Annotated in this window: 19 protein-coding genes and 1 pseudogene; 15 read left to right on the top strand and 5 right to left on the bottom strand. The window is 67.2% G+C overall.

The window, feature by feature from the left end; translation table 11 throughout:
• Positions 1-8: 8 nt before the first annotated feature.
• Positions 9-707, bottom strand: coding sequence for an LppX_LprAFG lipoprotein (locus D3H54_RS16525; RefSeq protein WP_168214886.1), 699 nt, complete (start codon positions 705-707; stop codon positions 9-11).
• A 130-nt stretch (positions 708-837) separates the two neighbouring features.
• Here D3H54_RS16525 and D3H54_RS16520 point away from each other — a divergent pair, with 130 nt between their 5' ends.
• Positions 838-1,437 (top strand): riboflavin synthase, encoded by a 600-nt coding sequence (locus tag D3H54_RS16520; protein ID WP_149379959.1) that lies wholly within the window; start codon positions 838-840, stop codon positions 1,435-1,437.
• 407 nt (positions 1,438-1,844) lie between these two features.
• Here the strand turns inward: D3H54_RS16520 and D3H54_RS16515 are convergent, their stop codons facing one another.
• Positions 1,845-2,297, bottom strand: coding sequence for a hypothetical protein (locus D3H54_RS16515; RefSeq protein WP_149379958.1), 453 nt, complete (start codon positions 2,295-2,297; stop codon positions 1,845-1,847).
• A gap of 69 nt (positions 2,298-2,366) precedes the next feature.
• On the opposite strand from D3H54_RS16515, the gene D3H54_RS16510 reads away from it, so the two are divergent.
• From D3H54_RS16510 to D3H54_RS16495, 4 genes and pseudogenes are all read left to right on the top strand, one after another.
• Complete coding sequence (locus D3H54_RS16510) at positions 2,367-4,673, top strand: autotransporter outer membrane beta-barrel domain-containing protein (RefSeq protein WP_149379957.1); 2,307 nt, start codon at positions 2,367-2,369, stop codon at positions 4,671-4,673.
• 579 nt (positions 4,674-5,252) lie between these two features.
• Positions 5,253-6,524 (top strand): bifunctional 3,4-dihydroxy-2-butanone-4-phosphate synthase/GTP cyclohydrolase II, encoded by a 1,272-nt coding sequence (locus tag D3H54_RS16505; protein ID WP_149379956.1) that lies wholly within the window; start codon positions 5,253-5,255, stop codon positions 6,522-6,524.
• Positions 6,521-6,991 (top strand): annotated as a pseudogene (ribH, locus tag D3H54_RS16500) (6,7-dimethyl-8-ribityllumazine synthase); the annotation flags it as partial. The gene D3H54_RS16505 and the pseudogene ribH, both read left to right, overlap by 4 nt.
• A 139-nt stretch (positions 6,992-7,130) precedes the next feature.
• Positions 7,131-7,595 carry a PH domain-containing protein gene (locus D3H54_RS16495; protein ID WP_149379955.1) on the top strand — a complete coding sequence of 155 codons (465 nt, stop codon included), beginning with the start codon at positions 7,131-7,133 and terminating at the stop codon, positions 7,593-7,595.
• Here D3H54_RS16495 and D3H54_RS16490 read toward each other — a convergent pair.
• Complete coding sequence (locus tag D3H54_RS16490; protein ID WP_149379954.1) at positions 7,582-8,046, bottom strand: GNAT family N-acetyltransferase; 465 nt, start codon at positions 8,044-8,046, stop codon at positions 7,582-7,584. The two genes, D3H54_RS16495 and D3H54_RS16490, sit on opposite strands and share 14 nt — an antisense overlap.
• Positions 8,047-8,092: 46 nt before the next feature.
• Between D3H54_RS16490 and uvrC the strand changes: the two genes are divergently transcribed.
• The 4 genes from uvrC to whiA are packed head-to-tail and all read left to right on the top strand — an operon-like array spanning position 8,093 to position 13,039.
• Positions 8,093-10,093 carry an excinuclease ABC subunit UvrC gene (gene uvrC, locus D3H54_RS16485; RefSeq protein WP_149379953.1) on the top strand — a complete coding sequence of 667 codons (2,001 nt, stop codon included), beginning with the start codon at positions 8,093-8,095 and terminating at the stop codon, positions 10,091-10,093.
• Positions 10,094-10,116: 23 nt separating this feature from the next.
• Positions 10,117-11,007: an RNase adapter RapZ gene (rapZ, locus tag D3H54_RS16480; protein ID WP_149383578.1), complete on the top strand. Its 891-nt coding sequence runs from the start codon at positions 10,117-10,119 to the stop codon at positions 11,005-11,007.
• The gene (gene yvcK / locus D3H54_RS16475; RefSeq protein WP_149379952.1) at positions 11,004-12,065 is read left to right on the top strand and encodes a uridine diphosphate-N-acetylglucosamine-binding protein YvcK; all 1,062 of its coding nucleotides are present in this window, start codon (positions 11,004-11,006) and stop codon (positions 12,063-12,065) included. The genes rapZ and yvcK overlap by 4 nt, the downstream gene beginning before the upstream one ends.
• Positions 12,062-13,039, top strand: a complete 978-nt coding sequence (gene whiA / locus D3H54_RS16470; RefSeq protein ID WP_149379951.1) for a DNA-binding protein WhiA — start codon at positions 12,062-12,064, stop codon at positions 13,037-13,039. The genes yvcK and whiA overlap by 4 nt, the downstream gene beginning before the upstream one ends.
• Here whiA and D3H54_RS16465 read toward each other — a convergent pair.
• Positions 13,036-13,692, bottom strand: a complete 657-nt coding sequence (locus tag D3H54_RS16465; protein ID WP_149379950.1) for an MOSC domain-containing protein — start codon at positions 13,690-13,692, stop codon at positions 13,036-13,038. The two genes, whiA and D3H54_RS16465, sit on opposite strands and share 4 nt — an antisense overlap.
• Positions 13,693-13,780: 88 nt before the next feature.
• Between D3H54_RS16465 and D3H54_RS16460 the strand changes: the two genes are divergently transcribed.
• The 6 genes from D3H54_RS16460 to secG all read left to right on the top strand — a co-directional run bounded on the left by D3H54_RS16460 (position 13,781) and on the right by secG (position 19,321).
• Positions 13,781-15,205 carry a glycosyltransferase family 2 protein gene (locus D3H54_RS16460; protein ID WP_286198900.1) on the top strand — a complete coding sequence of 475 codons (1,425 nt, stop codon included), beginning with the start codon at positions 13,781-13,783 and terminating at the stop codon, positions 15,203-15,205.
• 10 nt (positions 15,206-15,215) lie between these two features.
• A complete protein-coding gene (locus D3H54_RS16455) occupies positions 15,216-15,938 on the top strand; it encodes an ABC transporter substrate-binding protein (RefSeq protein WP_210419563.1) in 723 nt (240 codons plus the stop codon).
• Between the two features lie 77 nt (positions 15,939-16,015).
• Complete coding sequence (gap, locus tag D3H54_RS16450) at positions 16,016-17,038, top strand: type I glyceraldehyde-3-phosphate dehydrogenase (protein WP_102807983.1); 1,023 nt, start codon at positions 16,016-16,018, stop codon at positions 17,036-17,038.
• Between the two features lie 5 nt (positions 17,039-17,043).
• Entirely contained in the window at positions 17,044-18,252 is a 1,209-nt protein-coding gene (locus D3H54_RS16445; protein WP_149379948.1) for a phosphoglycerate kinase, read from the top strand.
• Positions 18,253-18,259: 7 nt separating this feature from the next.
• Positions 18,260-19,045, top strand: a complete 786-nt coding sequence (gene tpiA / locus D3H54_RS16440; RefSeq protein ID WP_149379947.1) for a triose-phosphate isomerase — start codon at positions 18,260-18,262, stop codon at positions 19,043-19,045.
• Positions 19,046-19,087: 42 nt separating this feature from the next.
• Positions 19,088-19,321 (top strand): preprotein translocase subunit SecG, encoded by a 234-nt coding sequence (gene secG / locus D3H54_RS16435; protein WP_036337899.1) that lies wholly within the window; start codon positions 19,088-19,090, stop codon positions 19,319-19,321.
• A gap of 5 nt (positions 19,322-19,326) precedes the next feature.
• Here secG and D3H54_RS16430 read toward each other — a convergent pair whose 3' ends face one another.
• Positions 19,327-20,670, bottom strand: coding sequence for an HNH endonuclease signature motif containing protein (locus D3H54_RS16430; RefSeq protein WP_149379946.1), 1,344 nt, complete (start codon positions 20,668-20,670; stop codon positions 19,327-19,329).
• Positions 20,671-20,774: the final 104 nt, after the last annotated feature.

Here is a 20,774-nt window from a genome sequence, read left to right as displayed (position 1 = left end):
CGGGCCCGTCAGACGGCGGGCTTGGAGACGCTGACCGGCTTATCCCACTCCGACAACGTGATCTGGATGCTGCTGCCGTTCCCGGTGTCGGCCTTGGCCTGGACCAGCTGATGCGGGTCGGCCTTCTGGATCCACACGGTGGCGGGCAGCGGGCTGGAGGCCTTGAGCGGGATCAGCTTGTTCATGGCGTCGGCGCTGACGTTGCCGGTGATGCGGATGGTGTCCACACCGTTGATGGTCTCGCTGGCCTCCGACTTGGCGTCGGTGATGCTGGCGAGCCAGTTGGCCAGCCCGTTGTCCGGGTTGAGCACCACCGAGGGGTCGTAGATGTCCTTGGCCGGGCCCATGTCGAGCCAGTTGTTGGGGGTCAGTGCGGCGTACAGGGTGCCGTCGAGCACGACCAACTGGATGTCGACGTCCGAGCCGCCCATCGAGATGGTCGAGTTCCCGGACACCGCGGTCGCGGGCACGTTGGTCAGGTCGCCGGACAGCTTCTTGACGGGCAGACCCTCGATCTTGCCGCCGACCGTGATCTCGAGGTGGGCGCTCTTGAGGGCCTTGGTGACCTGAATGGACTGCTGCAGCAGACCGGCGGCCTCCGGTAGCGGCTCGGAAGGCTTGGAGGAGGACGAGCAGCCCGCGACGAACAGGGCGGCTGTTGCGAGGAGGGCGGCAAGGACGGCGAACATTCGGCGGCACGTCGGCATAGGTGCATCGTAGAGGGTCGGGGTGACCAGACCTGCGGCGCCGGGCTGGACCGGGCTCGCGTTATAGCCCGTGAACTGCAGATTTAGTGCACCTAAGCGAGTGTCGTCACGCCGAGGCTAGATTGGGCGCGTGTTCACCGGAATCGTTGAAGAACTGGGTGAGATCGTCGGCAAGGATGAGTTGGCCGACTCGGCCCGGTTCGTGATCCGCGGCCCCGTCGTCACCGCCGATGCCCGACACGGCGATTCGATCGCCGTCAACGGCGTCTGCCTGACCGTCGTCGAGGTGCTGCCCGGCGGGCAGTTCAGTGCCGACGTGATGGCCGAGACGCTCAACCGGTCCAGTCTGGCCGCGGTCGACGTCGGCAGCGCGGTCAACCTGGAGCGCGCCGCGGCGGTCAACAGCCGGCTCGGCGGGCACATCGTGCAGGGTCACGTCGACGGGACCGGCCGCGTCATCTCCCGCGCACCGTCCGAGCACTGGGAAATCGTGCGGATCGCGCTGCCGCCGGAGCTGTCGCGGTACGTGGTGGAGAAGGGCTCGATCACCGTCGACGGCATCTCCCTGACGGTGTCCGGGCTGGGTGACGATTGGTTCGAGGTCTCGCTGATCCCCACCACGCTGGCGCTCACCACCCTGGGTCGTGCGGCGGTCGACACGCCGGTGAACCTCGAAGTCGATGTCATCGCCAAATACGTGGAACGTTTGCTCGCCGACCGCGTGCGCTGACCTGCACATTCCCAACTGATCAATTGATTAGTGGGTAAATTTGCTGCACGCTGCTTCCTGTGTGGGCTTACCAGCTTCGCTATCGCGACACGGACTCCGAAAAATACGATGAAGTTGCTGGTGGAGCCGATCTCGGAAAATCTGACCGTGGCAAACTTTGAAAATGTGCCTCGGAGAATGCTACGTTGCGGTGTCATCAAAGTGGCGTGCGTCTCTAGCGCTGCAGATCCATGAGTCTCGTCACACTGCGGATAAGCGGGAGAGCTGGTGAGTTCCAAGAAGCGCGGGGGTCGCCACCGAAAGCACGCCGGACGTCATCGCAAGCCGGTAACGCATAACGGGAAGCAGGCGGCTCGCAATGGGATCGTGGCTGCTGCTGTGGGAATCGGTCTGACGGTAGCGGCCGGTCAAGGCGTGGCGGCAGCCGCAACCGACGGCGGTTCGGCGGATTCTGGCCCGAAGGCGAGTTCGGCGAATGACTCCGGAAGCGCCTCGAGTCCCAAGCGGACGGCAGGTTCGGCTGGGTCCGCACGCAATCGCCAGTCCAGCAAGCAGTCGGCGCCAGCGCCCCGCTCCTCATCGACCACGAGCGCAACCGGATCGAGCCGGGCTGTTACCGATGCCGACATCACGCCGCCGCCGCCCTCGACCACCGCTGGCTCGACGCCTTCGACCAGCGAGGGCACGCCCGACGACACCGATGGCACGGGCGCCACCGATGGCTCGAAAACCCCGGTCTCGACGGAGCCGGCAACAGGCGCGAATGCGTCAAGCTCCTCGCCCAGCACGGAAACGCCGGATTCAGTCGAGGTGGTCACGGCCACGCCGAAGGCCGCCAAGTCCACGCTGGCTGCTGTCAAAGCCGCTCCGACCCCGCTGCCACAGCTGCCGCCACGACAGACCCGACACAGGATCCGATTTACCTCAGCGTGGTCGCGAGGGCGCTCGCTCGTCTCGTTGGCTGGCCTGGGCCGCCCCGACACTTCGTCGACATCACCAATCATCCGATCGACCAGAGTCTCGATGCGCTGACGGCCCAACTCGACCAATTGATTGCGACCGCGCCAATCGGCAGTCCGCAACGGTGGATCAAGGATTCGCTGGATTTCGCAGCCATCTTTGTCACGTCATCGATCCCGGGCTACACGTTCGCCTCCACCCTCAATGCGTGGGGCGATTTTCTGAACCGCGTCGTGCCGCCCTTCAGGATCGCCGACGGCGCCGGCGCTCTCAACATCATCTCGGTGTACAAGATCATGGGTGCCGCCGTGGCCGGGACGGCGACTGTTCTGGGCGACATGCTTAACGGCGTGTATGACATGGAGCAGATCGCGATTGACGTCATCTACACGACCACCGGGGCCACCGTCACGAGGTCCGACCTTCATAACGCCACCACGCTAGGACTCAAGGTCGGTGCCTCGGTAGCCCTGGGAGGTGGCGTTTACAGCAGTCCCGAAGAGGCATTTAACATCGTTCTGCCCACTTTGACTGCAGCTCAAGTGAATCCGTTCACTTTGGTGACGTATGTCGCCTTAGTCGCCCTATACAAGCGGTTCCAGGAGATAGCCCTCTTCCAGACGTACACAACCAATACGACGTACGAGAGCTGGCACTATAAGAACGCGCTGGGCATGTATGCCGCCGGGACGTTCCATGTGGTAGATCAGGACGGCAACCCGGTTCAGTTCTTTGGCGTCTCTCAAGGCGGGACGTATACGTCGGACGGTCACGCGCTGGTCACCGTCAATAACTCCACAGGTGGGTTCACCTACACGCCGCCGGCGGTGTGGGACTCCAAGTTCCAGGACGACGCGTTCTTCCACAGGTCCACCTCGGAGAACGAGGCCGACCGATACGACACCGTGCAGATTCCGGTCTTGTCCGCAGACGGTGCTCCGTACACCCTCACGTTCAAGATCGGGATCATCGGCGGTACAAACGCCAACCCCACCGGAACCGTCACGGTGATTGGCACCGACGGCCTTGGCGTGGTGAAGGGCAAAGTAAACGGCGGCGACGCCGATGGCGACACGCTGAAGTACTCGTTGGTCGGCTCGTCGGTCAACGGTTTGAGCAACAACTCCGCCTACACGAAGAATGGGGCTGGCAACGGCGGCATCGTCACCATAAACCCGGATACAGGCGACTTTACGTATATCTCATCGGCCACGGTGAGCGGCAGCCAGAGCTTCCAGGTGAATATCAACGACGGCCATTACGGCAACACAGTCGTCACGGTGACGGTGACTAACAGCACAGCGGCAATCACTCCGACCAACATCAACACCTCGACGCAGTATTACTACAGCGGTAAGGTGCCTGGCTCGTCGACCTACCTCCCCGGCGGATTCTCGAGCTTCTCGCTGGGCGCCCCTCCGACGAAGGGTTCGGTGACATCGTTCGATCCGACGACCGGCGCCTTCACCTATCACCGTGATGAGAGTCTGGGTCATGGCCCCACGACCGACGACTACGTGAACATACTCGCGACCGATGCCAATGGCCGTACGGTCAGTCTGCGGTTGCTTGTCCAGCCCACGATACCTAACGCCGCGCCCACGGTGACCGTCACTGGTACAGCGGGCGTCGGTAGTCGCAGCGGCACGACACAGACCGTGACCATGCCGGCTGGGACGATCAAGTGGAACGACACCGACGGCGACGCGCTGAAGATCAACGGAATCACTGTCCCGGTCGGTTCTGGGACCGTCACCCTGTCCACCCGAAACGGCGGCACCGTTGTGCTCAAGGGTGACGGATCGTTCACCTACACGCGGAACGTCTCCGATGCGCAATCCCACCAGGCGGCAAAGATCGTTGCCTCAGATAGTGATAGGAACGACTACCTCGACCTCACGGTGACCGACGGATACTCGGGCACCGCAATGGTCGCGGTGCGGCTGCCGGTCTATGCCTCCAACAACAGGCCGGTGACGTCGGGCACCTACGGCGCCGTGTTCACCAAGAACGTGACCGTAGTCAAAGTGACTGACAGCGACGGTGACGGCCTCACCTACATCTGGTCCCAGAACGGGACCTTCACCGGTGGTTACGACGGCACCGGTACGAAGTGGGGTGTCAACAACCCCGTCAGCCTCACCGTCTATGACGGCTACTACAAGGTTGTCAACGGTGTCGTCGATACGACCAGGGCGGGCGCGGTGCGGACCTGGACCAATGGCACGTCGCTTGGCGGCGGGAGTGGTTCGGAGACGGACGCCACGCCACCCTGAGATTCGATCGATGATGGTTCCCGTGCGCATTTGATGGGGGAGATCGACTGCGTGCGGCATGATTTGGCAGCCACGGTGCCGCAGGTCATGAGCGGTTGATCGGTCAGCGGGTGGGCACTCAGGGCCGGTATCGGAGTCGGGCAGCGCGACAAAGCCGACCAGTCTCTCCCGCGACATCATCCCGACCTACCGGCTTAGTTCAGCCGATCCGACCGGCCGCAGCCACGGCTCGCGGGCCAGCGGGGAGTCCAATTGGGTCGCGCCCCAACGGCGGAACGCCAAGCACTTCGACATCGAGACCGGGTCGCTTCATCGCACTTCTAATCACCACCGGCTGTGCGGTTTCATCCGCGACACACCGACGTGTGCGTATGAGACCGCACAGTCGACTCGTCGCTCACCCCGCGGGGTCAGTCCTGTCACGTACGTCACACCACAGCGTTGGCCTGCACATATCGGCGTCCCGGGCCGGGGCCGGCCGAGTGAGCGGGCCGCTCAACAGGACGGGCAATAATCACGCGGCGCAGGTGGTTCATACTGTCTGGTAGCAGCAACATTGGACAGGGGTAGGCGGCAGGGATGACGAGGCTGGACACCGTCGAACGGGCGGTTGCCGATATCGCGGCAGGCAAGGCCGTCGTCGTCATCGATGACGAAGACCGCGAGAACGAGGGCGACCTGATCTTCGCCGCCGAGAAGGCGACGCCGGAGTTGGTCGCGTTCATGGTGCGCTACACCTCGGGCTACCTGTGCGTGCCGCTGTCCGGCGAGATCTGCGACAAGCTTGGTCTGCTGCCCATGTACGCGGTCAACCAGGACAAGCACGGCACTGCCTACACGGTCACTGTCGACGCGAAACATGGTGTGGGAACGGGCATTTCGGCCGCCGATCGGGCGACGACGATGCGGTTGCTCGCCGATCCCGGCAGCGTGTCGGAGGACTTCACCAAGCCCGGCCATGTGGTTCCGTTGCGCGCGAAGGACGGCGGCGTGCTGCGCCGCCCCGGCCACACCGAAGCCGCCGTCGACCTGGCCCGGTTGGCCGGTCTGCAGCCGGCGGGCGCGATCTGCGAGATCGTCAGCCAAAAGGACGATGGTTCGATGGCCCAGACCGACGAGCTGCGAGTTTTCGCCGACGAGCACGACCTGGCCCTGATCTCCATCGCTGATCTGATCGAGTGGCGGCGCAAGCACGAAAAGCACATTGAGCGCATCGCCGAAGCCCGGATCCCCACCCGGCATGGCGAGTTCCGCGCCGTCGGCTACTCCAGCATGTACGAAGAGGTGGAGCACGTCGCCCTGGTCAAGGGTGATATCAGCGGTCCGGAGAACGACGGCCACGACGTGCTGGTGCGAGTCCACTCCGAATGCCTGACCGGTGACGTGTTCGGTTCGCGGCGCTGCGACTGCGGTCCCCAGCTGGACGCCGCGCTGGCGATGGTCGCGCGCGAAGGTCGCGGCATCGTGCTCTACATGCGCGGCCACGAGGGCCGGGGCATCGGCCTGATGCACAAGCTGCAGGCCTACCAGCTGCAGGACGCCGGCGCCGACACCGTCGACGCCAACCTCGAGCTCGGCCTGCCTGCCGACGCACGCGACTACGGGATCGGCGCACAGATCCTGGTGGACCTCGGGGTGCGCTCGATGCGGCTGCTGACCAACAATCCGGCCAAGCGGGTCGGCTTGGACGGCTACGGGCTGCACATCATCGAGCGGGTGCCGCTGCCGGTGCGGGCCAACGCCGAGAACATCCGCTACCTGATGACCAAGCGCGACCGCATGGGTCACGACCTGGCCGGCCTCGACGACTACGACCAGGTCGTTCCCGGTGATCTCGGTGGCGCTCTGTGAGCGGAGGCGCCGGCGTCCCGGAACTTCCGGAGATGGACGCCTCGGAGCTGTCGCTGGCCATCGTGGCCAGCACCTGGCACTCGAAGATCTGCAACGCGCTGCTCGACGGTGCCCGCCGGGTGGCCGACGACTCCGGCGTGGCCGACCCGACCGTCGTCCGCGTGCTGGGGGCCATCGAAATCCCGGTTGTCGCACAGGAACTCGCGCGCACCCATGACGCCGTCGTCGCGCTGGGTGTCGTCATCCGCGGGCAGACACCGCATTTCGATTACGTCTGCGACGCCGTCACCCAGGGCCTGACCCGGGTGTCACTGGACGAGTCGACGCCGGTGGCCAACGGGGTGCTGACCACCAACACCGAGGAGCAGGCGCTCGACCGCGCCGGTCTGCCGGATTCCGCCGAGGACAAGGGCGCCCAGGCGGCTGCCGCCGCGTTGTCGACCGCGTTGACGCTGCGTCACCTCCGCGGGCCACGGGGTGCTGCGTGCCGGCCCTGCCTATGTCGCGCGCCGCCCGCGTTGCCGTCGGCGCCCTCGGCACTCGCGGTCCCGGCGCGCGCAGTCCGCACACCGGCGATTCTGAGACGCTGCGTCACCTCCGCGGGGCATGACCGAGACCACCAGCCGCTGGGATGTCGTGCTGCGGCCTCGCCTGACGCCGTATGTCGCGTACGCCGCCGCGTTCGTGGTCGCGACCTCCGGCATCGTCGTCGGTCTCCTGCTGAAGATCCGCTACACCGGGGCGATTCTGCAGACCGCCGATCAGGTGGCGATGGGCGTGCTCGGGGTGATCCTGGCCGCCGCGATCCTGCTGCTGGCCACGCCGCGCCTGCGGATCGGACCGGCCGGTCTCGGTGTTCGCAACGTCCTGCTCGAGCGGGTGATCCCGTGGAGTGACGTGGTGGGGGTGTCGTTCCCGCAGGGCTCCCGGTGGGCCCGCGTCGATCTGGAGGACTACGAATACACCGCGGTGCTGGCCATCCAGGCGATAGACGGCGAACGGGCGGTGCACGCGATGGACACCCTGCGCGCTCAGCTCGCCAAGTACCGGCCGGATCTCACGGGATCGTGAGTCTCATCACGGCTTCGCCCGCGGCACCACAATTCGGCACCTCGGTGAACCCCAGGCTTTCGTAGACCATTCGCGCGGCGGCGTTGTCGGGTGCCACCCGCAGGGTCGCGGTGCGAACCCCGCGCCTGCGGGCCCAGTCCACCGCGGCGGCCACCAGTCTGCGGGCCAGCCCGCGCCCGCGTGCCTCCGGCTCCAGCCACAGGGAGTACACGTACGCCGCCTGAGCGCTCTCCTGATAGGCGGCGACCATGCCGACGGGCCTGCCCTCCCGAATGGCGACGAACTGCGCGTGGTCGCGCAGTCGCCGCCGCCAGTCGGTCGCGGTGAACCGGGCCTCGACGAGGTACTGCTTGTCGGTTGTTCCGAACGTCTCGGTGAGCGCGCGCAGCCTCAGCTCGGCGAACTGTTCCCAGTCCGACTCGGTGAGACGAGTGATGCGCGCTGCCGGCACGCCCACGACGGTAGTGCCTGTCGGCGCTCGGACTAACCTTGTGTACGTGCCCGACCCGTCGACGTACCGCCCGGCGCCCGGGTCCATTCCGGTGGAACCGGGCGTTTACCGATTCCGAGATCCGCATGGCCGGGTCATCTACGTCGGCAAGGCCAAAAGCCTGCGGCCCCGGCTGACGTCGTACTTCCAGGACATCTCCGCCCTGCATCCGCGCACCCGCCAGATGGTGACCACCGCGGCCAAAGTCGAGTGGACGGTGGTCACCACCGAGGTCGAAGCCCTGCAGCTGGAATACAACTGGATCAAGGAGTTCGATCCGCGGTTCAACGTCCGGTACCGCGACGACAAGTCCTATCCGGTATTGGCCGTCACCCTCAACGAGGAGTATCCGCGGCTGTCGGTCTATCGCGGTCCGCGCCGCAAGGGCGTGCGCTACTTCGGCCCGTATTCGCATGCGTGGGCCATCCGCGAAACCCTCGATCTGCTCACCCGGGTCTTTCCTGCCCGTACCTGTTCGGCTGGAGTCTTCAAGCGGCACAGCCAGATCGAGCGTCCGTGCTTGCTGGGCTACATCGACAAGTGTTCGGCGCCGTGCGTCGGAAGGGTCAGCGCCGAGCAACACCGCCAGATCGTTCTGGACTTCTGCGACTTCCTGTCCGGCAAGACCGACCGCTTCGCCCGCGAACTCGAACTGGAGATGAACGCGGCGTCCGCCGAATTGAATTTCGAGCGAGCCGCCCGGTTGCGCGACGACATCGCCGCGCTCAAGCGGGCGCTGGAGAAGCAGGCCGTGGTGCTCGGGGACGGTACCGACGCCGACGTCGTCGCGTTCGCCGACGACGATCTGGAGGCCGCCGTCCAGGTCTTCCACGTGCGGGGCGGGCGGGTGCGTGGCCAGCGCGGGTGGGTCGTCGAAAAGCCGTCGGACCCGGGCGAATCGGCCGAGGGGCGGCTGGTCGAGCAGTTCCTCACCCAGTTCTACGGTGACCAGGCCGAATTGGGTGGCGCCGCAGACGAATCCACCAATCCGGTGCCGCGCGAAGTGCTGGTGCCGTGCCTGCCGCCCAACGCCGACGAGCTGGCCGACTGGCTGTCCGGGTTGCGCGGGTCGCGGGTGGCGCTACGGGTGCCGCAGCGGGGCGACAAGAAGGCGCTGGCCGATACGGTGCACCGCAACGCGCAAGAGGCATTGCAGCAGCACAAGCTCAAGCGCGCCGGCGACTTCACCGCCAGATCTGCTGCACTGCAGAACATTCAGGAATCCCTCGGACTGGCCGATGCGCCGCTGCGCATCGAGTGCGTCGACATCAGCCACGTACAGGGCACCGATGTGGTGGCCTCCATGGTGGTGTTCGAGGACGGTCTGCCGCGCAAGTCGGACTACCGGCACTTCGCCATCCGGGAGGCCGCGGGCGAGGGTCGCTCGGACGACGTCGCCTCGATCGCCGAGGTGACCCGGCGGCGGTTCGCCCGCCACGTCCATGAACAGCAGCAGCCGCTCGACGAGCTGGCCCCGGAGGGCAAGTCGCGCAAGTTCGCCTACCCGCCGAACCTGTACGTCGTCGATGGCGGCGCTCCACAGGTCAACGCCGCCCAGGCGGTGCTCGACGACCTCGGGGTCGCCGATGTCGCGGTGATCGGTCTGGCCAAGCGCCTCGAGGAGGTGTGGGTGCCGAATGAGATAGATCCGGTCATTCTCCCCAGGAACAGCGAGGGGCTCTATCTGTTGCAGCGGGTCCGCGACGAAGCCCACCGCTTCGCCATCGCGTACCACCGCAGCAAGCGCTCCAAGCGAATGACGGCGTCCGCGCTGGACTCGGTGCCGGGGCTCGGAGAGATCCGGCGCAAGGCCTTGGTGAGCCACTTCGGATCCCTGGCCCGACTGCGTCAGGCCAGTGTCGAGGAGATCACCACGGTGCCGGGCATCGGAACCGCGACCGCCGCCGCGGTGCTGGAAGCGCTAGGCGTGACAGTGGATTCACCGGTAACGGCTGCACCGGAAGATCCGGTCGGCAAAGATCAGTCTGCTGAACAGGCGACCCGATGACAGATCACAGCACAGGCGAAGAGATGCACACCGGCCACACCGGCGAGGATTCAGGTATCGACGTGGTGTTGGTGACGGGCCTGTCCGGGGCAGGCCGGGGGACCGCGGCCAAGGTGCTCGAAGACCTGGGCTGGTACGTCGCCGACAATCTGCCGCCCGAACTCATCGCCCAGATGGTCGACTTCGGGCTGACCGCCGGGTCGCGGATCACCCAGCTGGCGGTGGTGATGGATGTCCGGTCGCGAGGGTTCACCGGGGATCTGGACTGGGTACGCAACGAGCTGGTGACCCGCGGCATCCATCCCCGGGTGTTGTTCATGGAGTCCTCCGACGACATTCTGGTCCGCCGCTACGAGAACAACCGGCGCAGTCACCCGCTGCAGGGCAACCAGACCCTGGCCGAAGGCATTGCCGCCGAGCGGGCCATGCTGGCCCCGGTGCGGGCGTCGGCGGATTTGGTCATCGACACCTCGACCCTGTCGGTGCACGGTCTGCGCGAGAGCATCGAACGGGCCTTCGCGGGCCAGACCGTCGCGCAGACCAGCGTCACGGTCGAGTCGTTCGGGTTCAAGTACGGCCTGCCGATGGACTCCGACATGGTGATGGATGTCCGCTTCCTGCCGAATCCGCATTGGGTGGACGAGTTGCGGCCGCACTCGGGGCAGCACCCGGCGGTCCGCGACTACGTCCTTGGCCAACCGGGTGCCACGGAGTTTCTGCAGACCTACCATCAGCTGCTGAGGCTGGTCGTCGAGGGCTACAGCCGGGAGGGGAAGCGCTACATGACCGTGGCCATCGGCTGCACCGGCGGAAAGCACCGCAGTGTCGCCATGGCCGAGGCGCTCGCCGGGTTGCTGGAGCACAACGAGAGCCTGACCGTCCGCGTCCTGCACCGCGATCTGGGTCGCGAATGACACGTATCGTCGCCCTCGGCGGTGGCCATGGTCTGTACGCGACGCTGTCTGCGGCACGCCGGCTCACGCCGCACGTCACCGCGGTCGTCACGGTCGCCGACGACGGTGGTTCCTCCGGACGGCTGCGCAGCGAGCTCGACATCATCCCGCCCGGTGATCTGCGAATGGCGTTGGCGGCGTTGGCATCCGACAGTCCGCACGGCCGGCTGTGGGCCACCATCATCCAGCACCGGTTCGGCGGCAGCGGCGCACTGGCCGGACATCCGATCGGCAATCTGATGCTGGCCGGCCTCAACGAGTTGCTGGCCGATCCGGTGGCCGCGCTTGACGAGTTGGGCCGCATCCTCGGCGTCAAAGGCCGGGTGCTGCCGATGTGCCCGATCGCGCTGCAGATAGAAGCCGACGTCGCCGGACTGGAAGGCGACCCCCGGATGAGCCGGGTGATCCGCGGTCAGGTGGCTGTCGCGACGACGCCCGGCAAGGTGCGCCGGGTGCGTCTGCTGCCGGGTGATCCGCCGGCCACCCGCCAGGCTGTCGACGCGATCATGCACGCCGATCTGGTGGTGCTCGGACCGGGCTCCTGGTTCACCAGTGTGATCCCGCACGTGCTGGTGCCGGAGCTGGCCGCAGCGCTGAAGGCGACCACCGCCCGCCGCGCGCTGGTGCTGAACCTGGCCGCCGAGCCGGGGGAGACGGCCGGTTTCTCCGCCGAGCGGCATCTGCACGTTCTCGCTCAGCATGCGCCGGGCTTCTCGGTGCATGAGATCGTGGTCGACGCCACCCGCGTCCCGTCTGACCGGGAGCGTGACCAACTGCGGCGTACCGCAAGCCTGCTGGAAGCCTCAGTTCAGTTTGCCGACGTGACCAGACCTGGTACACCTTTACATGACCCGGCCAAGCTGGCTGCAGCGCTTGACGGTGTGCGCACCCGAAATTCGGTGACCGCCCCGCCTTCCCATCCATCTGCTGCTTCCGTGCAGGCCGGCGGAGGGGGACAGGGGGACGGGGTGCAGGACCCGACTGGCAACGGACCGAGAGGTGACGACCTGTGGCGATGACTGCCGAGGTGAAGGACGAACTCAGCCGGCTGGCCGTCAATTCTGTGAGCGCGCGCCGGGCCGAGGTGGCCTCGCTGTTGCGATTCGCCGGTGGCCTGCACATCGTGTCGGGCCGAGTCGTGGTCGAAGCCGAGGTGGATCTGGGCATCATCGCCCGGCGGCTGCGCAAGGACATCTACGACCTGTACGGCTACAACGCGGTGGTGCACGTGCTGTCGGCCAGCGGCATCCGCAAGAGCACCCGGTATCTCGTGCGGGTCGCCAAGGACGGTGAGGCGCTGGCCCGCCAGACGGGCCTGCTGGACATGCGCGGCCGGCCGGTGCGCGGGCTGCCCGCGCAGGTGGTCGGCGGCAGCGTCGGCGACGCCGAGGCGGCGTGGCGGGGTGCGTTCCTCGCGCACGGCTCGCTGACCGAGCCGGGGCGGTCCTCGGCGCTCGAAGTCAGTTGTCCCGGACCGGAAGCCGCGCTGGCTCTGGTGGGCGCCGCCCGGCGCCTCGGGGTCAGCGCGAAGGCGCGGGAAGTGCGGGGCACCGACCGGGTCGTGGTGCGCGACGGCGAGGCCATCGGTGCGCTGTTGACCCGGATGGGCGCCCAGGACACCAGGCTCACCTGGGAGGAACGGCGGATGCGCCGCGAGGTGCGCGCCACCGCGAACCGGCTGGCCAATTTCGACGACGCGAACCTGCGTCGCTCGGCCCGCGCCGCGGTTGCCGCCGCGGCCCGCGTGGAGCGGGCGTTGGAGATCCTGGCCGACACGGTGCCCGACCATCTGGCCGCCGCGGGCCGGCTGCGGGTCGAACACCGGCAGGCGTCGCTGGAGGAACTGGGCCGGCTCGCCGACCCGCCGATGACCAAAGATGCTGTGGCCGGCCGTATTCGGCGCTTGTTGTCGATGGCGGATCGCAAAGCCAAGCAGGACGGCATCCCGGACACCGAGTCGGCCGTGACGCCCGACCTGCTGGAAGACGCCTAAGCGCTCTTCTTCGCCACGTAGGCCTTGAGTTCGTCGGACAACGCGTCGGCGGCCCGCAGCCGGGGGAGCAGGCTGGGGTCTGTCATCCGCGCGCGGAACACCAGGGCGATCGTCACATCGTGATCGGGCTTGTCCTCGATGACGATCTCGTCTCCGGCACGCACGGTGCCGGGGGAGATCACCCGCAGGTAGGCCCCGGGCTTGCCGGCGTCGGTGAACGTCTTGATCCAGCCGGCGATGTCGAGGAACGCCGAGAACGTGCGGCATGGGGTGCGGGGCGCCGAGACTTCGAGCAGCAGACCGCCGGTGCCCACCCGCCAGCGTTCGCCGATGAGCGCTCCTGTGACGTCGACGCCGGAGGTGGTGAGGTTCTCACCGAACATCCCGTCGGTCAGCGGCCGCTCGAGGCGGGCGGCCCACTCGTCGAGGTCCTCGCGGGCGTAGACGTAGACGGCTTGGTCGTCGCCACCGTGCAGCTTCTGGTTGCCGATCGTGTCCCCGACCAGGCCGCTGCCCAGGCCGCCGCGCATCGGCCCCGGCGCGCGCACCATCACCGGGTCGGGCGTCGCAGCCTTGTCGATGCCGGTGCGTCTCGCCGGCTTGTCGGGATTCGCACGGACGCGGGCCAGATTGACCGACAACACACTTGCCACCACCACAGGGTAATGGCGGGGCGGCAGTCGAGCGGGGCGGGCAGTCGAACCGACTTGGACGCAACGCCGTTCTTCTATCATCGAACCGTTGACTGATTCACTGACTCCCGCGCTGGCTCGCGCGTCGGCGCGGCTTACCCGGCCGGGAACCCCCGCCGTCAGCATTCTCATTCACCTCATGGTGTTCGCCCTGTGGGTCACGCTGTTCCTGCTGGCGTTCGGTCGCGGCGGCGTACTGGCCTGGTCGGTGGGACTGGCCTACCTCGGCTATGACGCCGCGCTGCAGGTGTTCACCGGATGGCAGATCCGGCGTATCGGCGCCCCTGCCGCGGCCGCCGCACTCCTCACCGAGACGACGGTGACGGTGACGGTCATCATCGCCGCACGCAACGAGGCCACCGCACTGCCGGACACCCTGTCCGCACTGCTGGCCCAGTCCGACCCGCCCGACGAGATCCTGATCGCCGATGACGGATCGACCGATGCGACCGCCGAAAAACTCTGTGCTGATTATGGTTTCGCGATGCTCTCCGTCGGGCAGGCCGGCGCGCCGGTGCAGGTGGGGGCCACCACGCTGCGCTGGCTGCGGCTGCCGCATGCCGGCAAGTCGGCCGCGCTCAATGCCGCCCTGCTGCGCACCGATGCCGATGTCATCGTGACCGTCGACGCCGACACCGTGCCCGCAGCGGGTGCGATCGGTGCTGTGCGGCAAGCATTTTCACGCGAGCCCGCATTGGTCGCCTGCACCGGCGTGGTCACTCCGCGCTGCCCTCCCACCGCGCTCGGCCGGGCGATGCAGTGGTTCCAGACCTATGAATACATCCGCAATTTCCTGGGTCGGTACGCCTGGATGCGGGTGGACTGCCTGCAGCTGATCTCCGGTGCCTTCGCCGGATTCCGCCGCGACGCCGTCACGGACGTCGGTGGATTCGACGACGCCTGCCTGGTCGAGGACTACGAGCTGGTCGCCCGCATGCGCCGTTACGCGGGAGAACACCACCTGGACTGGCGATTTCGGGTTCTGGGCGATGCGCAGGCCCACACCGAGGCGCCCGCGTCGGTCGGGGCGTTCCTGCGGCAACGCCGCCGGTGGTTCGGCGGTTTCCTGCAGACCCACTGGTGGTATCGCGGCATGGTCGGCGATCCCCGGTTCGGTCGGCTGGGCACCGTGATGTTGCCGGTCAAGGCGATCGACACGGTGGCGCCGCTGTACGGGCTGACCGCGTTCGGGCTGCTGATCTACTTCCTGGCGACCCGGCACGTCGCGGGGTTGGCGCCCGTGCTGGTGGTGATCGCAGGCAAGCTCGCGACCGACGCGGCATTCGGCGTGTGGGCGCTGCGCCGCTACCGCCGCTGGGTGGGTGACCCCGGCCGGGCCAGCCTGCCTGCCGCGGCCGCGGCCCTGGTGATCGAGCCGGTGACGTTCACGTTGCTGCTGCACGCCGGGGCGGTGCTGGGCTGGGCGGCGTTCCTCGGCGGCGAGCACCGGTGGGGGCGCCAGACCAGGGGCTAGCGTGCATGCCATGGCCGAGGTGTTGCGCGTCGGGGCGGCATTGCCCGACCCACCGTTCAACGACGGCGGGCCGACAGGTTCCGGCCTGGACGTCGAACTCATGGCCGCCATCGGCCAGCGGCTCGGCGCGTCGGTGGAGTTCATCCGCTACCAGGGACGCGACTTCAACGGCATCTTCGATGCGCTGGACTCCGGCGAGTTCGACTGCGTCGCCTCCGGCACCACGATCACCGGATCCCGCGCGCTGAAAGCCGCGTTCTGCGATCCGTACCTGATCTCCGGTCAGGCGCTCGCCGTCGACGCCACCCGGCTGCCCGACGTCACATCGATCGACGATCTCGACGGGCTGACCCTCGGCGTGCAGCAGGGCAACACCAGCCAGCCGATCGCCAACCGGATGCTGGCCGACGGCAAGGTCGCCCGGGTCCGCGTCTACGACTACGGCAGCATCCGCACCGCGCTGCGGGATCTGTCCACCGGACGCTGTGATGCGTTCATGAAACTCGACCCGGTGCTGACCCGGCTGGCCGAGGCAACGCCGGGAGTGGCCGTCGTTCAGCGCGGCATCACCACCGAGAAGATCGCGATCGCGGTACCGACCACCGACACCGCACTGCTGGGCCGGATCAACGTCGCGCAGGCCGCTCTCGAGGAGGACGGGACGTTGCCGGCGATCCGGGAGCGGTGGACCGGCTCGCCGCGCGCCGACCAGAGCGGGCCCCAGATCTCCTGAGGTTCCGGGCGGTCGCGCATGCCGGTGAGCAGGCCACTAGGCTGGGCGGGTACTGAGAAGCTACTAGAGGAGACAACGTGACCATCCGGGTTGGCGTTAACGGCTTCGGCCGCATCGGACGCAACTTCTTCCGGGCTCTCGACGCGCAGAAGGCGCAGGGCAAGAACGCGGATATCGAGATCATCGCGGTCAACGATCTGACCGACAACGCGGCGCTCGCGCACCTGCTGAAATTCGACTCGATCCTGGGCCGGTTGCCCTACGACGTGAGCCTCGAGGGTGAGGACACCATCGTCGTCGGCGACACCAAGATCAAGGCACTCGAGGTCAAGGCCGGCCCGGCTGAACTGCCGTGGGGCGACCTCGGCGTCGACATCGTCGTCGAGTCCACCGGCATCTTCACCAAGCGTGACAAGGCGCAGGGCCACCTCGATGCGGGCGCCAAGAAGGTCATCATCTCCGCGCCGGCCACCGACGAGGACATCACGATCGTGCTGGGCGTGAACGACGACAAGTACGACGGTAGCCAGAACATCATCTCCAACGCATCGTGCACCACGAACTGCCTCGGCCCGCTGGCCAAGGTCCTCAACGACGAGTTCGGCATCGTCAAGGGCCTGATGACGACGATCCACGCCTACACCCAGGACCAGAACCTGCAGGACGGCCCGCACAGCGACCTGCGCCGTGCCCGGGCGGCCGCGCTGAACATCGTGCCGACCTCGACCGGCGCCGCCAAGGCGATCGGCCTGGTGCTGCCGGAGCTCAAGGGCAAGCTGGACGGGTACGCGCTGCGGGTGCCGATCCCCACCGGATCGGTGACCGACCTGACCGCCGAGCTGAGCAAGTCGGCGAGCGCTGCCGACATCAACGCCGCGATGAAGGCCGCCGCCGACGGCAAGCTCAAGGGCATCCTCAAGTACTACGACGCGCCGATCGTGTCCAGCGACATCGTCACCGACCCGCACAGCTCGATCTTCGACTCGGGTCTGACCAAGGTCATCGACAACCAGGCCAAGGTCGTGTCGTGGTACGACAACGAGTGGGGCTACTCCAACCGTCTGGTGGACCTGGTCGCGCTGGTCGGCAAGTCGCTGTAGTAGCGATGGTTGTCCAGACACTCGACGACCTGCTGGCCGAGGGTGTTTCGGGTCGGGGCGTTCTCGTGCGCTCCGACCTGAACGTCCCGCTCGACGGTGGGAAGATCACTGATCCGGGTCGCATCATCGCGTCGGTCCCGACGCTGAAGGCGCTGGCCGACGCCGGGGCGAAGGTCATCGTGACCGCTCACCTGGGCCGCCCCAAAGGTGGTGTGCACCCGGCGTTCTCGCTGGCGCCGGTGGCCACCGCGCTGTCCGAACGGCTTGGCAGGCACGTCCAGCTGGCCGGTGACGTGGTCGGCACCGACGCGCTCGCCCGCGCCGAGGGACTCACCGACGGTGATGTCCTGCTGCTGGAGAACATCCGGTTCGACCCGCGGGAGACCAGCAAGGACGACAGCGAACGGCTGGCGCTGGCCAAGGCGCTCGTCGAATTGGTCGGCGAGGACGGCGCTTTCGTCTCCGACGGATTCGGTGTCGTGCACCGTAAGCAGGCGTCGGTGTACGACGTGGCCACACTGCTGCCGCACTACGCGGGAACGCTGGTGGCGGCCGAGGTCAAGGTGCTCCAACAGCTGACCAGCTCGAGTGAGCGGCCGTATGCCGTGGTGCTCGGCGGATCGAAGGTGTCGGACAAGCTCGCGGTCATCGAGAATCTGGCGACGAAGGCGGACAGCATCGTCATCGGCGGCGGCATGTGCTTCACCTTCCTTGCCGCGCAGGGTGTTTCGGTGGGTACGTCGCTGCTGCAGGAGGAGATGATCGAGACCTGCCGCCGGCTGCTGGAGACCTACGGGGACGTCATCCATCTTCCGGTGGACATCGTGGTCGCGGAGAAGTTCGCGGCCGACTCGCCGGCGGAAACCGTGTGGGCGGACAGCATCCCGGCCGACAAGATGGGCCTGGATATCGGCCCGGAGTCGGTCAAGCGGTTCACCAAGCTTTTGTCCAACGCCCGCACCATCTTCTGGAACGGGCCGATGGGGGTGTTCGAGTTCCCGGCGTTCGCCGCGGGGACCAAGGGCGTGGCCGAGGCCATCGTCGCTGCGACCGGCAAGGGCGCCTTCAGCGTCGTCGGCGGTGGCGATTCGGCGGCTGCGGTGCGCCAACTGGGTCTGCCGGAGGACGGTTTCTCGCACATTTCGACCGGCGGCGGCGCATCGCTGGAATACCTTGAGGGCAAAACACTGCCCGGCATCGAAGTATTGAACTAGGAGTCCTGTGTCCCGTAAACCGCTGATCGCGGGCAACTGGAAGATGAACCTCAACCACTTCGAGGCCATCGCGCTGGTCCAGAAGATCGCGTTCTCGTTGCCCGACAAGTACTTCGACAAGGTCGACGTGACGGTGATCCCGCCGTTCACCGATCTGCGCAGTGTTCAGACCCTGGTCGACGGCGACAAGCTGCGGCTGACCTACGGCGCGCAGGACCTCTCGCAGCACGATTCGGGCGCCTACACCGGCGACATCAGCGGCGCGTTCCTGGCCAAGCTGGGCTGCACGTTCGTGGTGGTGGGGCACTCCGAGCGGCGCACCTATCACCACGAGGACGACGCGGTGGTCGCCGAGAAGGCGGCCGCGGCGTTCCGGCACGGACTGACGCCGATCGTGTGCATCGGCGAACAGCTCGAGGTCCGCGAGGCCGGCGACCACGTCGAGTTCAACGTGAACTCGTTGCGCGGCTCGCTGGCCGGGCTCACCAAGGAGCAGCTTGCCGACGTCGTCATCGCCTACGAACCGGTGTGGGCGATCGGCACCGGCCGGGTGGCCAGCGCCGCCGACGCGCAGGAGGTGTGCGCCGCGATCCGGGCCGAGCTCGGCAACATCGCCACGCAGGAGATCGCCGGCGGTGTCCGGGTGCTCTACGGCGGCTCGGTGAACGCCAAGAACGTCGGTGAGATCGTCGCGCAGAAGGACGTCGACGGCGCGCTGGTCGGCGGGGCGTCGCTGGATGGGGAGCAGTTCGCCACCCTGTCGGCGATCGCCGCGGGCGGACCCCTCCCGTGACCGATGCCGTGACCGTGGCCCCGACCAGGTAGTCTGGTCGCCATGGTTTTGACTCTGCAGATCATCCTGGTCACCACCAGCGTCCTGGTGGTGCTCTTGGTGCTCCTGCACCGCGCCAAGGGTGGCGGCCTGTCGACCCTGTTCGGCGGCGGTGTGCAGTCCAGCCTGTCCGGTTCGACTGTGGTCGAGAAGAACCTCGACCGCCTCACGCTGTTCGTCACCGGTATCTGGGTGGTGTCCATCATCGGCATGGCCCTCCAGATCAAGTACAGCTAGTCCGTTCACCCCGACTCCTCGTCGTCCTTCCGGAGCAACCGTTCCGGGTGGTGCGCGTCGTTGACCCGTGGGGGACCGGTGCCGTCGCTCCACGCGATCCGGCCGTCTTTGGTGACAGTCGTCGTGTACGTGCCGTCGGTCGCCATCGCGTGGTCGCACGGGCAGCCGAAGTACAGGTTGTCGGCGTCGGTCGGGCCGCCGGCGCTCCACTCCAGCGCGTGATGCACTTCTGAGTGGTATCCGGGCTCGAAACAGTCCGGCTTGGTACACCCGCGGTCGCGGGCGTGGCAGATGATCCGATGATCGGCCGTCGCAAGGCGTTTCGCGCGACCGAGGTACAGCGGGCGTGCCGAGTGATCCTCGAACACCGCCAGGTAGTGCACCGCTTCGCCGGCCATCCGGATGACATCGCGCATCGGCAGGCGGCCGGTTCCGCCGGTACGGGCCCAGCCCGCCGCCTGCTCCAACTCGCCCAGTGTCGTCGTCACGATCACGGTGACCGGCAGTCCGCGATGCTGCCCCAAGACTCCCGATGACACAGCCGCCTTGAGGCCGAGCGTGATTCCGTCGTGGCAGCGCTGCTCCGGGCTTCGGTTGTCGCGTCCCTCGGCATCACCGGGGAGATGCCGCCCGGGCCGGACCGCGGCCGTCACCGCTTCGATGTAGGCGCGGCTCTCCGGATCCACCCAGCCGGAAAGCCGGCTCATGCCGTCGGGACCCTGCCGGCCCAGTCGCAGGCCGCGGCGTCGTGCCCGATCCTCGTCTGTGAACGTGCCGTCGGGATTCAGGCAGTCGGCGATCTCCACTCCGATTGCCGCGACGAACTTCGAATCCTGTTCTCGCGCGCGGCGAACCAGTGCGCGTTCCGCTGCGTCCCGGTCGGCCGGCGTGACGAAAGACGGCAGCCGATCGAGTGCATGGCACACCGCCGCAACGTGATCCTCGCCGACCTCACCGGCCTCGACCGCGGCCGCCAACACGGGCAACTCCGGCGGAAGTGTCGGCCCGGTCAGTGATCGACGCGGCCGCAGCCGAGCCGCCAGCGCGAACCGCCGCTTGACCTCCCCGGCGGTCACACGCAACCGACTGGCCAGGACGTCGCGGACCTTCGCTCCGGTAGCCAACGACGAGCCGTCGACCGGTTCGGCGATCTCGCCGAACATGCGGTAGGACAGCCCGCGGTTCACCCGGTTCCGGTCCTCGAGGCGTTCGGCCACCTCGATTCGAAAGGCGTTGCCCGCCAGATCAGTACAGATCGACCGAAGCCGGCCGTATGCGGCATCGATCGCGTCGAGTTCGGCGCGAACCCGGTCATGCACCGCCTGGGCGGTCAGGGGTTCGGCGGACATGCCACCACGGTATCGAACACATGTGCGAATAGCAGGGGCGAAGCCGCAACCTGTGGATGAAGTCGGGTCTGTGGACAACGCCACGACCCCACGCCCTGCAGCCC

The organism is Mycobacterium sp. ELW1, assembly GCF_008329905.1.
GTDB lineage: Bacteria > Actinomycetota > Actinomycetes > Mycobacteriales > Mycobacteriaceae > Mycobacterium.
Note: the sequence above shows the minus strand (reverse complement) of the source record. Positions and strands in the feature narration are given on the sequence as shown.

Excerpts from the sequence above, each read along its gene's own strand:
- D3H54_RS16445 (WP_149379948.1), top strand. The coding sequence starts at position 17,044 with ATGGTTGTCCAGACACTCGACGACCTGCTGGCCGAGGGTGTTTCGGGT.
- yvcK (WP_149379952.1), top strand. The coding sequence starts at position 11,004 with ATGACACGTATCGTCGCCCTCGGCGGTGGCCATGGTCTGTACGCGACG.
- D3H54_RS16525 (WP_168214886.1), bottom strand. The coding sequence starts at position 707 with ATGCCGACGTGCCGCCGAATGTTCGCCGTCCTTGCCGCCCTCCTCGCA.
- secG (WP_036337899.1), top strand. The coding sequence starts at position 19,088 with ATGGTTTTGACTCTGCAGATCATCCTGGTCACCACCAGCGTCCTGGTG.
- D3H54_RS16505 (WP_149379956.1), top strand. The coding sequence starts at position 5,253 with ATGACGAGGCTGGACACCGTCGAACGGGCGGTTGCCGATATCGCGGCA.
- D3H54_RS16430 (WP_149379946.1), bottom strand. The coding sequence starts at position 20,670 with ATGTCCGCCGAACCCCTGACCGCCCAGGCGGTGCATGACCGGGTTCGC.
- rapZ (WP_149383578.1), top strand. The coding sequence starts at position 10,117 with ATGCACACCGGCCACACCGGCGAGGATTCAGGTATCGACGTGGTGTTG.
- whiA (WP_149379951.1), top strand. The coding sequence starts at position 12,062 with ATGACTGCCGAGGTGAAGGACGAACTCAGCCGGCTGGCCGTCAATTCT.
- D3H54_RS16455 (WP_210419563.1), top strand. The coding sequence starts at position 15,216 with ATGGCCGAGGTGTTGCGCGTCGGGGCGGCATTGCCCGACCCACCGTTC.
- D3H54_RS16495 (WP_149379955.1), top strand. The coding sequence starts at position 7,131 with ATGACCGAGACCACCAGCCGCTGGGATGTCGTGCTGCGGCCTCGCCTG.